The 11,882-nt window shown below is 56.6% G+C and carries 13 protein-coding genes; 5 read left to right on the top strand and 8 right to left on the bottom strand.

Annotated features, from left to right (window positions below; all coding sequences use genetic code 11):
- The first annotated feature begins 128 nt into the window (after nucleotides 1–128).
- Both Q1L34_RS09145 and Q1L34_RS09140 read left to right on the top strand, forming a co-directional pair.
- A complete protein-coding gene (locus Q1L34_RS09145) occupies nucleotides 129–1,100 on the top strand; it encodes a VirK/YbjX family protein (protein ID WP_172412537.1) in 972 nt (323 codons plus the stop codon).
- A 120-nt stretch (nucleotides 1,101–1,220) separates the two neighbouring features.
- On the top strand, nucleotides 1,221–1,364 hold the full coding sequence (locus Q1L34_RS09140; RefSeq protein WP_054828791.1) for an Ecr family regulatory small membrane protein: 144 nt from the start codon (nucleotides 1,221–1,223) through the stop codon (nucleotides 1,362–1,364).
- A gap of 569 nt (nucleotides 1,365–1,933) precedes the next feature.
- Here the strand turns inward: Q1L34_RS09140 and Q1L34_RS09135 are convergent.
- The 3 genes from Q1L34_RS09135 to yobA are packed head-to-tail and all read right to left on the bottom strand — an operon-like array spanning nucleotide 1,934 to nucleotide 3,536.
- Nucleotides 1,934–2,272, bottom strand: a complete 339-nt coding sequence (locus Q1L34_RS09135) for a YebY family protein (protein ID WP_015584012.1) — start codon at nucleotides 2,270–2,272, stop codon at nucleotides 1,934–1,936.
- Between the two features lie 16 nt (nucleotides 2,273–2,288).
- Nucleotides 2,289–3,158: a copper homeostasis membrane protein CopD gene (gene copD / locus Q1L34_RS09130; protein WP_004863974.1), complete on the bottom strand. Its 870-nt coding sequence runs from the start codon at nucleotides 3,156–3,158 to the stop codon at nucleotides 2,289–2,291.
- Between the two features lie 3 nt (nucleotides 3,159–3,161).
- Nucleotides 3,162–3,536: a CopC domain-containing protein YobA gene (yobA, locus tag Q1L34_RS09125; protein ID WP_004863975.1), complete on the bottom strand. Its 375-nt coding sequence runs from the start codon at nucleotides 3,534–3,536 to the stop codon at nucleotides 3,162–3,164.
- Nucleotides 3,537–3,662: 126 nt separating this feature from the next.
- Here yobA and Q1L34_RS09120 point away from each other — a divergent pair, with 126 nt between their 5' ends.
- Nucleotides 3,663–3,893, top strand: a complete 231-nt coding sequence (locus Q1L34_RS09120) for a DNA polymerase III subunit theta (protein WP_004863978.1) — start codon at nucleotides 3,663–3,665, stop codon at nucleotides 3,891–3,893.
- Between the two features lie 78 nt (nucleotides 3,894–3,971).
- On the top strand, nucleotides 3,972–4,631 hold the full coding sequence (gene exoX / locus Q1L34_RS09115) for an exodeoxyribonuclease X (RefSeq protein ID WP_004863981.1): 660 nt from the start codon (nucleotides 3,972–3,974) through the stop codon (nucleotides 4,629–4,631).
- A gap of 5 nt (nucleotides 4,632–4,636) precedes the next feature.
- Here the strand turns inward: exoX and ptrB are convergent, their stop codons facing one another.
- The 3 genes from ptrB to Q1L34_RS09100 form a co-directional block, all read right to left on the bottom strand.
- On the bottom strand, nucleotides 4,637–6,697 hold the full coding sequence (gene ptrB / locus Q1L34_RS09110) for an oligopeptidase B (RefSeq protein WP_032724251.1): 2,061 nt from the start codon (nucleotides 6,695–6,697) through the stop codon (nucleotides 4,637–4,639).
- 117 nt (nucleotides 6,698–6,814) lie between these two features.
- The gene (locus Q1L34_RS09105) at nucleotides 6,815–7,501 is read right to left on the bottom strand and encodes a tellurite resistance TerB family protein (RefSeq protein ID WP_327204466.1); all 687 of its coding nucleotides are present in this window, start codon (nucleotides 7,499–7,501) and stop codon (nucleotides 6,815–6,817) included.
- Between the two features lie 97 nt (nucleotides 7,502–7,598).
- A complete protein-coding gene (locus tag Q1L34_RS09100) occupies nucleotides 7,599–7,973 on the bottom strand; it encodes a YebG family protein (RefSeq protein ID WP_015584009.1) in 375 nt (124 codons plus the stop codon).
- A gap of 135 nt (nucleotides 7,974–8,108) precedes the next feature.
- Between Q1L34_RS09100 and purT the strand changes: the two genes are divergently transcribed.
- Nucleotides 8,109–9,287, top strand: a complete 1,179-nt coding sequence (gene purT, locus Q1L34_RS09095) for a formate-dependent phosphoribosylglycinamide formyltransferase (RefSeq protein WP_015584008.1) — start codon at nucleotides 8,109–8,111, stop codon at nucleotides 9,285–9,287.
- Nucleotides 9,288–9,348: 61 nt separating this feature from the next.
- Here purT and Q1L34_RS09090 read toward each other — a convergent pair whose 3' ends face one another.
- Nucleotides 9,349–9,990, bottom strand: a complete 642-nt coding sequence (locus Q1L34_RS09090) for a bifunctional 4-hydroxy-2-oxoglutarate aldolase/2-dehydro-3-deoxy-phosphogluconate aldolase (protein ID WP_004863992.1) — start codon at nucleotides 9,988–9,990, stop codon at nucleotides 9,349–9,351.
- Between the two features lie 39 nt (nucleotides 9,991–10,029).
- Nucleotides 10,030–11,841, bottom strand: a complete 1,812-nt coding sequence (gene edd / locus Q1L34_RS09085; protein ID WP_015584007.1) for a phosphogluconate dehydratase — start codon at nucleotides 11,839–11,841, stop codon at nucleotides 10,030–10,032.
- Between the last annotated feature and the right edge of the window lie 41 nt (nucleotides 11,842–11,882).

The following is an 11,882-nucleotide window of genomic DNA, read 5'->3' as shown; positions in this document are numbered from 1 at the left end:
ATACAATTATAGTTAATTCTCTCTTCACCACCCCAAAGATACCCACCTCAATCAAATATAAACGAAACAGAAATATAGTCCGCCAGGATATTAATCTCGCCTCACCAAGCCCTTAAAATAGAGGCTAAATAACAACGAGGTATTTTATCGTGACGGACAATAGCCTGCACTCAGCCTTCGCACAACAGCCCCGCACAAATCTTATTGCCGATCTGGTGATGGGCAGACTTATTCCCGCTCCGATTTGGCAAAAGCGTAATTACCGGCTGAAATTTTTATTGCGTACGGCCTTATTTTATACGCCCACTCGCGCAATGCTGGATAATCTTTCCGTGCGTCCTGACTTTAATCAGTTGCTTGCCGCACAGGTTACCCTGCCGGGTAAAGTTCACCGCCAGTATCTGACGCGTGGGTTAAACGCCAGCCAACGCGCCCAGGCGATTATCAGCCACTATCAGTTCATCGACTCACTGTCAGGCACGCAGCTGGCTGCTGCCATGACCGCCGCTAAAGAGACGATCCTGCTGGAATTGCAGGGTAAAGATGAAGCCCGCTTCACTCTCTCGGCCTCCTCCGCGGGTAAAGCCGAGCGCGAAGGCGAAACCACATTGTGGTTGCGCGATGGTAACCAGACGCTGCTGGCCAGCGCCACCTTCAGCGTCGTGCGCCAGCAGGAGCAATGGCAGCTGGTTATCGGCGGGCTGCAGGGGCCGCGACGTAACGTGCCGCATGAAGTGATTAAACTCGCTACCCGCGCCTGCCATGGTCTGTTTCCTAAACGCCTGCTGATCGAGTTTATCTGGGCGTTGGCCGCCAGAAGCCACATTCAGGCCATTTATGGCGTAAGCGATAATGGCCACGTTTTCCGCGCGCTGCGCTATCGTCTCAGCAAGGGGCGCCATTTCCACGCCAGCTATGATGAGTTCTGGCAGTCTATTGATGGCGTAGCCGATGGCGCCTGGCGCTGGCGCTTGCCGCGACAGATGGAAAGGAAATCGCTGGATGCCATCGCCAGTAAAAAGCGGGCGGAATACCGCCGCCGCTTCCAGCTGCTGGACGACCTGATCGCGCAGGTCGCGCAGCTGACTCCCCAACCCTGACAGATTAACGCCTGTCCATATCAAACAAACGCCGTTTTTAAATCACGGCGTTTGCATCTTATCCTGTGGTTTCGTTACTATCATCTCTTCATCGTTTCCTTTCTGGTAGCCAGTGAAGTTATGAGTAAGAGTGAAATTGCCCTTCTGGTTATCGTGATAATAATTCTGCTCGGTGCGCTTTGGTTTATTTTCAGCGGTGAGATTTGGACCCTGGTCTGCTACCTTGAATCCCAGCTGTATCCGTCAATCGTCGCGCCTGAATAATACGTTGTTTTTATTACTCCATCTTCATCCCGGCAGCCCTTCATTTCCTGGCAACGCGCGGCCAAATAGATCGCACTAAAATAATATGCCCGCGTATCTTCAGGGCATGGATATCCCGCGGCGATGAGGACCTTGTCTGCGGGCGCGCGGCGCGCCATCGCCCTGACCTTGACCCGCAGTATCCGGCTCAGATTTTCTGTAAAGAGAATGTTAAGGCGTTTTTTGTTGTGGTATAAGGGAAAAAGACCGTAACGGGAAATGAGGGATGATTTCCGGTCTTTTTATGTAACGAGTTGATAAGCTTCAGATAAAAAGAGACCGAACACGATTCCTGTATTCGGTCCAGGGAAATGGCTCTTGGGAGAGAGCCGTGCGCTAAAAGTTGGCATTAATGCAGGCTAAGTCGCCTTGCCTTATAAGAATAGTTTACCGCGTCAGGTTTTCCAGTCCGCAACAAAAGTGGTCGAATAATTCCTGACAAAATGGCCGGTGCCAACAAAAAACCGCCGCTTCCTGAAAGGAATGCAGGCGGTTTTTTATATGTTAATACAGTAAGATAGGTTCGGGTATCAACAAAGCTTCTGCGCGCGCTCAATAAATGGCGCGAGGCTCATTTTTTGTCCCGGATGTTGCGGATCGTCGACCAGGATCACTGAGATCGGCTGAGCGCTGGTTTTCCCCGCTTTCACCTGCTGCTCAGCAACATCATTCAACGGATACTGCACCAGCGTGCTGGGGTTAATGGCAAACAGCGCATTCCCCGGGCGACAGGTCAACATCACCTCTTCGCGATTGAACGCCCAATTATCTTTCCCCACTTCGAAGCGGCTAACGGTGATAATCTGCGGTGCTGCCAGCGCGACGCCAGAGCTTGCCAGTAACAACATAGTTAAAAGAGTTTTTTTCATGATTTAGCCAGTTAATTCAGTAAGGTTCCCAGGTCGCAAACAGGCTGACGGCCAGCAGCGCCAATGCTCCGAGCGCCATTTCAACCTGCGTGGTGCGCAAAATGAGCTGCTCCGCTCGCGTTCCGTTCACCGACATACGTGGCACCAGAACATACCTGTTCACCAGCGCAATTGCTACCATCCCTGCGACCAGGGCACATTTGATCAATAGCATCTCTCCCCACAGCGAATCACGGAATAATCCGCCCTGGATCAGCAGCGCATTTATCACGCCGCTGGCGATCGCGCCCGCAACCGCCAGATGTCCGTAGCGAGAAAAGCGCATCATGGTGCCGATAGCGGCCTGACGCCAGCGCCCGCGCGCGAGGCGCAGGCAGTAGATGAACGGCAGCAGCCCGCCAAACCAGCCGGCGACACAGAACAGATGCACAGCATGGTTAGTCCGCTGCACCACGCCCCGTCCCCCCTCGCTCATTGCCGCATGGCCAACGCCCGCCATCAGCAAGATCTGCGCGCACAGCAGCACCAGCAGCAGACGCGCCGGACGACGAGGTTTGAGCCACGCGATCGCCAGCGCAATCCACGCCAGCAGAATCTGCCAGACCCAGACGCTGCCAAAGCGAGTACCGGCAACGGCTTGCCAGATAGCAGGCTGCCAGAGATCCGCCCAACCATTCCCCATCAGACCGCCCTGTACCATCAGCATCAGCAGCGCAGAAACCGCGCTGAGCAGCAGAAGGTGGCGCAGTAGCGGGAAGAAACGCTGCATCAGCAAACGCCGCAGCGTCAGCGGCGCCCACCACGCGCCGTACAGCACGCAGCCAAACGCCACCATCAGCGAGAGAAAGTGGACGAAGCGCAGACCGATATAGATTCCCGTGAGCATGCGTTATTTCACGGTAAAGTGATATTGCCCTTTGGTTTTGTGGCCATCAACGGAGACCACGTGCCAGTCAACGGTATACTCCCCCGCCGCCAGCGGCTGCGTCAGCGGAACAATCAGCTGGGCTTTATTGCTGTCGCTGCGGGTAAGCTTACCGGTCGCAACGGCTTTCTGCTGCGGGCCGGTCAGGGTCACGGCGCTAAAGGCCGTTTCGATGCCTTCAGAAAAGCTCAAGGTCAGTGATTCGGGAGAGGCGGCGACAGTCGAATCTGCGGCTGGCGTTTGCTGTTGAAGATGCGCATGGGCAAAGGCCGCGGTGCTGACGAGGAAACCGGCGAAAAAAGCAGAGGCGCGCAGCGCGCGCCCGGCGATGGTACGCATCATCGTCATTCCTTTTCGTTATGTATGTAGCACAGAGAATAACCCTGTATAATGGCATAGTCGAGCGATGCGTCCCGGTCCGACGTCGCGCCCGATCGGTTTTCAGCATCATGAAGGAGAAACCATATGGAAAAAAATCTGGCCAAAATTTCGCAGGACGAGATGGACAAAGTGAACGTCGACCTTGCCGCGGCCGGTGTCGCCTTTAAAGAACGCTACAATATGCCCGTTGTCGCCGATTTAGTGGAGCGGGAGCAACCGTCACACCTGCGTGACTGGTTCCGTGAACGCCTGATAGCCCATCGACTGGCGTCTGTTTCGCTGTCGCGCCTGCCCTATGAACCCAAAGCGAAATAATTCTCGTCCCTTACGGACGTCCCGGTTGGCAAGCGCTGCGCATTCATTTACGCTGGTTTCTTTGGGCCGGAGTGAGCCATGCTACGCGTAATCGATACGGAAACCTGCGGACTGCAGGGAGGCATTGTGGAAATCGCCTCTGTTGATATTGTCGATGGTCAGATAACCAATCCCATGAGTCATCTGGTTCGTCCCGACCGACCTATCAGCCCCCAGGCCATGGCAATTCACCGTATCACCGAAGAGATGGTCGCCGACAAGCCGTGGATTGAAGAGGTTCTGCCGCATTACATCGGCAGCCGGTGGTATGTCGCCCACAACGCCAGCTTCGATCGCCGGGTGTTACCGGAAATGCACGGGGAGTGGATCTGCACCATGAAGATGGCCCGCCGTCTGTGGCCAGGCATTAAATACAGCAATATGGGGCTGTATAAATCGCGTAAGCTCAGTGTCGCAACGCCTGCCGGACTGCATCAACACCGCGCGCTGTACGACTGCTATATCACCGCCGCGCTGCTTCTCGATATTATCAACGTTTCCGGCTGGCAGCCTGAGGAGATGGCGACCATTACCGGTCGTCCGGCGCTGCTGACCACCTTTACCTTCGGTAAATATCGCGGCAAGGCGGTGGCCGAAATCGCAGAAAACGACCCGGGCTATTTACGCTGGCTGTTCAATAACCTGGATCGGATGAGCCCCGAGCTGCGCTTAACGCTCAAGCACTATCTCGGGGAGTAGCGACGCTAAACGTCCGCCTGGCCGGGTAACGTCCCCTGCGCCAGGCCAATCAGAAAGGCATACTCCAGCGCAACCCCTTCATAGCTTTTAAAACGCCCCGACTTACCGCCGTGCCCTGAATCCATATCGGTGCACAGCAGTAACAGGTTATCGTCCGTTTTCAGCTCGCGCAGCCTGGCCACCCATTTTGCCGGTTCCCAGTATTGCACCTGGGAATCGTGCAGCCCGGTGGTAACCAGCAGATGGGGATAGGCCTGCGCCGTGACGCCATCGTAAGGACTGTAGCTCTTCATATAGCGATAGTACTCTTCGTCCTGCGGATTTCCCCACTCTTCAAATTCCCCGGTCGTCAGCGGAATCGACTCGTCGAGCATGGTGGTCAGGACATCGACAAACGGAACCTGAGCCACTACGCCGTGAAACAGCTCCGGCCGCTCATTAATAGCGACGCCCATTAACATGCCGCCCGCGCTGCCGCCCATGCCGTAGCACAGGCGAGGATCGCCATATCCCTGCGCCAGCAGCGCATCGCAGACATCAAGATAATCATTAAAGGTATTCTTTTTACACAGGAACTTGCCGTCTTCGTACCACTGCTGCCCTAATTCACCGCCGCCGCGAACGTGGGCGATCGCAAACACGAAACCACGATCGAGCAGGCTCAACCGGCTGGCGCTGAAATCAGCATCTTCGCTGGCGCCGTACGACCCGTAGGCATAGACCAGCAGCGGGCTGACGCCCTTGCGGAAATGCTCACGCCGATAAACCAGCGAAACAGGAACCTCCACACCATCCCGAGCCTTAATCCACAGATGTTCACTGCGATAATGGCTGGCCTCAAACCCTTTCACTTCCTGCTGTTTCAGTACCCGCCGCTCACCGGTATCCATATCCAGCTCAAAGAGCGTATCCGGCGTGGTCATGGATGAGTATCCGTAGCGTAAGCGCGAAGTTTCCGGCTCCGGATTATAGGCAAGCCAGGTCACGTAGGCCGGGTCATCAAAGGCAATGCCAACCGCTTCCCGGGTCTTGCGGTTAATCTGGCGCAGGCTGGTTAACCCGCGCTGGCGCTCTTCAACCACCAACCAGTCTGTAAACAGGGTGAATCCCTCGAGCATCACATCCTGGCGTGGCGCAATCAGCGTCTCCCACTGCTGTTCGTCGCGTTCATGGGTACGATAGAGACCAAAGTTTTTCCCCTCGCGGTTGGAGCGAAGATAAAAAGCATGCTGGTAATGATCGAGACTGTACTCGTGATCTTTACGTCGCGGCAGGAAACACACCGGTTCCGCATCCGGCATTTCGGTATTCAGCAGCCGCACTTCACTGGTTGTCGCGCTGGCAAGATAGATCACGGCGAATTGCCGGGAGGTGGTCGTATGGAGGCTGACGTAGAAGGTTTCATCCTTCTCCTCGTAGACCAGCACATCGGAACGCGGCGAAGCGCCCACGGTATGCCGCCAGACCTGGTAAGGCAGCAGCGTAGTCGGGTGCTTGCGGACATACCACAGCGTTTGCGAATCATTGCTCCAGGCAAATTCCGGGGAGACGTTTTCCAGCACTTCAGGATACCATTCGCCATTTTGCAGATTGCACAAACGCAGGCCATACTGCCGACGGGAGAGATAATCCTCCGCCAGCGCCATGATCATGTTATCCGGCGAAATGCCCAGCCCACCGAGAGTATAGAATTCACTCTGCGCCGCGCGCTGGTTGCTATCGAGCAGCACCTCCCATTCATCCCACTCCTCTTTCAGCACCGACTGACGCTGATAAATAGCGTATTCACAGCCCGGCTCATATACCTGACGATAGCGGTAGCCATTTTTGCTGTAGGGCGCGGAGACTTCGCGCGGCGGGATACGGTCAATAATCTCTTTTAGCACCCGCTCCTGCAGGCTACGTTGAGTCGCCATGACCTGCCGGCCGTACTCATTTTCCTCGCGAAGATAATCAAGCACTTCCGGCCGCGAACGCTCATCGTCGCGCAGCCAGAAGTAATTATCGATACGGGTATCGCCATGAAGGGTCATGGCGTGGGGGATTCGTTTTGCTTTTGGTGGCATCTTTTGGTCTTCTGCATCCTGTATTTCATACACAAAATCATTCAAGAAGCGGCTTGAAGGATGGCGTGTGTATAAGGGTGGCAAAAGTGGCCCACGTTGCAAGCAAAACCTGCTGATTTAGGTAGAAAGCGCCTGTTTTTGTGCCTGAATATCCTGTTCGATGTCGGCACGCACTTCTGGCGGGAGGCCTAAGGCTTCGCCCAGAGCGTTGAGATAGCTACGCTCCATAAAATGGTCGATATCGATCGCCGCACAGCTGATGTAATAGATCTCCAGCGCCTCTTGCTCGCTGTTGAGGCCCTGCGCCAGACACTGCGGATCGAGAGGCTGGGACAGCGCGCGATCGATCAGAACGCGCCCCTGCACGGCAATACCGGCCGCGCGCAGCTGCTCTTCAATGTTTGCCCGCTCGCTGTCATCAATGTGCCCGTCGCTTTTAGCGGCAAACACCAGCGCCAGAATGAGCCGTTCGCTGCGGGCATCAAGCCCGGAGGCTGGCGAGGTTGACGCCCCGGTGGCTTGCCCCGGTGAAGCGACAGATTGCGCAGGAGAATTTTCCCGCATTTTCTGCTGATACTTGTTCCACAGCACGCTTCCCGCCACCGCCCCGCCGCCAACCAGCAGTGCGCTGGTGCCATATTTGGCCAGCAGCTTGCGCGATGATTTACTGGCCACCAGCAGCCCCGCCAGGCCGCCCAGCGCCCCGGGCAGAAGGAAGCTTTTACCATCCGGCCGCTCGCCTGATGAGGAAGACGGTCCCTGCTGGCCCAGCAGGGACTGGAGTTGATTAAGCCAGTTAGCCATGATTTCCCTCGTTGCTTATTAAGCGATGTCATCAGCCTAAACGACGAGATGTCAGGAAATGTTATGAGCAGCTAAAGATGCGCAAATTCGGCCGGACTCAGGCGGCCTTTACCTTGCGCGATTTTGCCGGCGCGGTTGCCGCGGGTTGTTCGCTTGCCCCCTCGGCTACGGCCTCTGAGATTTCAGCCGCGGAGCTCTCATCCTGAGAAGCCTGTCCGGTTGCCCCGTCTTCTGCTTCCGGGCGTTTTCCTGACCTCAGAATGTGGTGCAATGTCTCTTTGCGTTCCGCCAGCCACATTGCCATTTCATCACGCTGGGTTTCATCCAGCGTCAGCGGGCACTCTACCAGCCAGTCGTTGAGGACCTCGGCAAGATCGAGCATTTTGTCGTAAGCATCGGCCTCTTTTTTGCTGGTAAACGACATCTTTTCCTCACCTTCGCGGATCACCACATATTTAATTTCAACCGCCATTGTGCAGCCTCTTTATACTGTATTTTTATACAGTATAGCAAATTTTCACCCAGGACTCAACCAACGGTCATAAAGACAGACGCAAACGTTTTCGTTTATAATGTGGCGCATGTTTTTTTACTGTGGAAAAGAGTCATGACGTTATTAGGCACAGCGCTGCGTCCGGCAGCGACACGGGTGATGTTGTTAGGTTCCGGCGAACTGGGTAAAGAAGTCGCCATTGAGTGCCAACGGCTGGGTATTGAGACCATCGCAGTCGACCGCTACCCCGACGCGCCGGCAATGCAAGTGGCGCACCGTTCGCACGTCATCAACATGCTGCATGGTGAAACGCTGCGCGCGCTGATTGCGGAAGAAAAACCTGACTTTATCGTACCGGAAATTGAAGCTATCGCTACGGATACGCTGGTGGAGCTGGAGCAGGCCGGGCAGAAAGTCGTTCCCACCGCTCGCGCGGCGAAACTGACCATGAATCGCGAAGGTATTCGCCGCCTGGCTGCGGAGGAGCTGCAGCTTCCCACCTCGGCATACCGCTTTGCCGACAGCGAAGCGGCCTTTCGCGAAGCCGTCGCGGAGATTGGCCTTCCCTGCATTGTGAAGCCGGTCATGAGCTCTTCTGGCAAAGGTCAGAGCTTTATTCGTCACGCTGATCAGCTGGCTGAGGCCTGGCGCTATGCGCAACAAGGTGGCCGCGCGGGCGCCGGTCGGGTTATCGTCGAGGGGGTGGTGAATTTCGATTTTGAAATTACCCTGCTTACCGTCAGCGCGGTCGATGGCGTCCATTTCTGCGCCCCGGTCGGCCATCGCCAGGAGGATGGCGATTATCGCGAATCCTGGCAGCCGCAGCAGATGAGCGAGCTGGCGTTGGCCCGCGCCCAGGAAATTGCCAGCAAAGTCGTGCTGGCGCTTGGCGGCTACGGTCTGTTTGGCGTAGAGCTGTTCGTCTGCGGCGATGAGGTGATTTTCAGTGAAGTCTCCCCTCGCCCACACGACACCGGGATGGTGACGCTGATTTCCCAGGACCTCTCGGAATTTGCTCTGCACGTTCGCGCCTTCCTCGGTCTGCCGGTTGGCGCGATTCGCCAGTATGGCCCGGCGGCCTCCGCGGTCATTCTGCCACAGCTCACCAGCCAGAACGTCACCTTTAGCAATATCCAGGGCGCGGTAGGGGCGGGACTGCAGCTGCGCCTGTTCGGTAAGCCGGAGATTGACGGTTCTCGTCGACTGGGCGTCACGCTGGCCGTCGCCGATAGCGTCGAGGAGGCGGTGGCGCGCGCGAAAGCCGCCGCGTCGGCCGTGCTGGTTCAGGGATAAAAAAACCCGGTCGCCTCAGCGCTACCGGGTCTGGATTTCGCTCGTTATCAGGGCGTGAAAATTACTTCGCGCCTTCCACCGCTTCGCGAGCAATTTTGGTAATACGGTCGTAATCGCCCGCTTCCAGCGCATCCGCCGGAACCAGCCAGGAACCACCGATGCACAGCACGCTGTTCAGTGCCAGGTAGTCGCGGTAGTTCGCCGGAGAGATGCCGCCAGTCGGGCAGAAACGGATATGGGCGAACGGACCGCCAATCGCCTGCAGCGCTTTCACGCCGCCGTTAGCTTCTGCCGGGAAGAATTTGAACTCTTTCAGGCCATACTGCATGCCCAGCATCAGTTCGGACACGGTGCTGATCCCCGGGATCAGCGGGATGGTCCCTTCTTCAGTCGCCGCTTTCAGCAGGGACTCGGTCAGACCCGGGCTGATAGCGAACTGCGCGCCAGCTTCGGTGACGGCTTTCAGCTGCTCAACGTTTGTTACGGTACCTGCGCCGACAATCGCCTCCGGCACTTCTTTCGCAATCGCGCGAATCGCATCAAGCGCGCATGCGGTACGCAGCGTGACTTCCAGTACGCGTACGCCGCCGGCAACCAGCGCTTTGGCCATCGGCACAGCGTGTTCCAGCTTTTTCACCACGATCACCGGGACAACCGGGCCGTTGGTGAGGATTGCTTCTGCAGTTGTTTTCCAGTTTTTCATCAGAGTTTCTCTCTCGCCAGATCTACAAATTGTATCGTCTTAAAAAGTGATGCAGGTTGCGCCCTGTTCGGCTCCGGAGAGTTTTTCACGCAGCGCTGCGAACATTTCCCGGCCGCTCCCGACGCGCGAACTGCTGAGGTCAGGAACATGCGGCTGGCGTGCAGCCAGTTCAGCGTCATCCACCAGCAGCGTCAGTTCGCCCGTCTGCCCGTTGACGCGGATGATATCGCCATCACGTACTTTTGCCAGCAGCCCGCCATCATACGCTTCCGGCGTAACGTGGATTGCTGACGGAACCTTGCCGGATGCGCCAGAGAGTCGACCATCGGTAACCAGCGCAATTTTGAAACGGCGGTCCAATAATACACCAAGTGGCGGCATAAGTTTATGTAATTCTGGCATGCCGTTCGCTTTTGGCCCCTGGTGGCGAACAACTACCACGCAATCCTTGTCCAGCATTCCGGCCTCGAAAGCAGGCAAAACGTCGTGCTGGCTTTCAAACACCACCGCCGGCGCTTCAATGATCTGGTTCTCAACCGGTACGGCCGAGGTTTTCATCACCGCACGCCCGAGGTTGCCGCTCAGCACTTTCGTCCCGCCATGGCGAGAGAATGGCTTGTCGAAAGTTGCAATAACCTGATCGTCTAATGGCGCCGTCGCCCCTTCACGCCAGTCCAGTTCGCCGTTATTCAGCCAGGGTTCCATGGTGTAACGCGAGAGACCAAAACCGGCTACGGTGTTGACCTCTTCGTGCAGCAGGCCGCCTTTCAGCAGCTCACGGACCAGCACCGGTACGCCGCCCGCGGCCTGGAAGTGGTTTATATCCGCCGGACCGTTCGGGTAAAGGCGCGCCAGCAGCGGCACAACGTCGGAGAGATCGGAGAAATCATCCCAGTTAATGATAATGCCCGCCGCGCGAGCCATCGCCACCAGGTGCATCGTATGGTTGGTCGAACCACCGGTTGCCAGCAGCGCCACGATCCCGTTGACCACCACTTTCTCATCAAACATTTTGCCTAACGGCATCCATTCATTACCGTTACCGGTCATGCGCGTCACCTGGCGTGCGGCGGCGGCGGTCAGCGCCTGGCGCAGTTCGGCATCCGGATGCACAAACGACGAGCCCGGAAGCTGCATGCCCATAAACTCCACCACCATCTGGTTGGTGTTCGCCGTACCGTAAAATGTGCAGGTACCCGGGGCGTGGTAGGACGCCGCTTCAGACTCCAGCAGCGCCATACGATCGACTTTACCCTCAGCATACAGCTGGCGGATGCGCACTTTTTCTTTATTTGGCAGGCCGCTGGCCATCGGGCCAGACGGTACGAAGACTGACGGCAGGTGGCCAAAGGAGAGCGCGGCCATCGTCAGTCCGGGGACGATTTTGTCACATACGCCCAGATACAGCGCGCCGTCGAACATGTTATGCGACAGGCCGATAGCGGCCGACATTGCAATCACTTCGCGGCTCAGGAGGGAGAGTTCCATCCCGTCCTGACCTTGGGTGACACCATCGCACATCGCCGGAACGCCCCCCGCGACCTGGCCTACCGCATTTACCGAATGCAGCGCTTTGCGAATGATATCCGGGTAATACTCATAGGGCTGGTGGGCGGACAGCATGTCGTTGTAAGAGGTAATAATGGCGATATTGTTACGCAACATGCTTTTCAGCGAGGCTTTATCGTCCGACTGACAGGCAGCAAAGCCGTGGGCGAGATTACCGCACGCCAGCTGCGCGCGATGGACGGTATCGGTCTTCGCCTGGTTAATCCGTGCGAGGTAGGCGGTGCGGGTATCGCGCGACCGTTCGATAATGCGATTTGTTACCCGTAACATTGTCGAATTCATAAAGGCTCCTGAATTTTTATCTGTCCGGCCACAGCATTTTA

Origin of the sequence: Klebsiella ornithinolytica, assembly GCF_030505655.1 — a bacterium.
In the GTDB taxonomy this organism is placed as follows: Bacteria; Pseudomonadota; Gammaproteobacteria; order Enterobacterales; family Enterobacteriaceae; genus Klebsiella; species Klebsiella ornithinolytica.
This window is presented reverse-complemented; position numbering and strand designations above follow the sequence as displayed.

Bases quoted from the DNA above. Each gene is read 5' to 3' on its own strand.
- Q1L34_RS09140 (WP_054828791.1), top strand. From the start codon at position 1,221: ATGAGTAAGAGTGAAATTGCCCTTCTGGTTATCGTGATAATAATTCTG.
- yobA (WP_004863975.1), bottom strand. From the start codon at position 3,536: ATGCGTACCATCGCCGGGCGCGCGCTGCGCGCCTCTGCTTTTTTCGCC.
- purT (WP_015584008.1), top strand. From the start codon at position 8,109: ATGACGTTATTAGGCACAGCGCTGCGTCCGGCAGCGACACGGGTGATG.
- ptrB (WP_032724251.1), bottom strand. From the start codon at position 6,697: ATGCCACCAAAAGCAAAACGAATCCCCCACGCCATGACCCTTCATGGC.
- copD (WP_004863974.1), bottom strand. From the start codon at position 3,158: ATGCTCACGGGAATCTATATCGGTCTGCGCTTCGTCCACTTTCTCTCG.
- exoX (WP_004863981.1), top strand. From the start codon at position 3,972: ATGCTACGCGTAATCGATACGGAAACCTGCGGACTGCAGGGAGGCATT.
- edd (WP_015584007.1), bottom strand. From the start codon at position 11,841: ATGAATTCGACAATGTTACGGGTAACAAATCGCATTATCGAACGGTCG.
- Q1L34_RS09105 (WP_327204466.1), bottom strand. From the start codon at position 7,501: ATGGCTAACTGGCTTAATCAACTCCAGTCCCTGCTGGGCCAGCAGGGA.
- Q1L34_RS09090 (WP_004863992.1), bottom strand. From the start codon at position 9,990: ATGAAAAACTGGAAAACAACTGCAGAAGCAATCCTCACCAACGGCCCG.
- Q1L34_RS09135 (WP_015584012.1), bottom strand. From the start codon at position 2,272: ATGAAAAAAACTCTTTTAACTATGTTGTTACTGGCAAGCTCTGGCGTC.
- Q1L34_RS09120 (WP_004863978.1), top strand. From the start codon at position 3,663: ATGGAAAAAAATCTGGCCAAAATTTCGCAGGACGAGATGGACAAAGTG.
- Q1L34_RS09100 (WP_015584009.1), bottom strand. From the start codon at position 7,973: ATGGCGGTTGAAATTAAATATGTGGTGATCCGCGAAGGTGAGGAAAAG.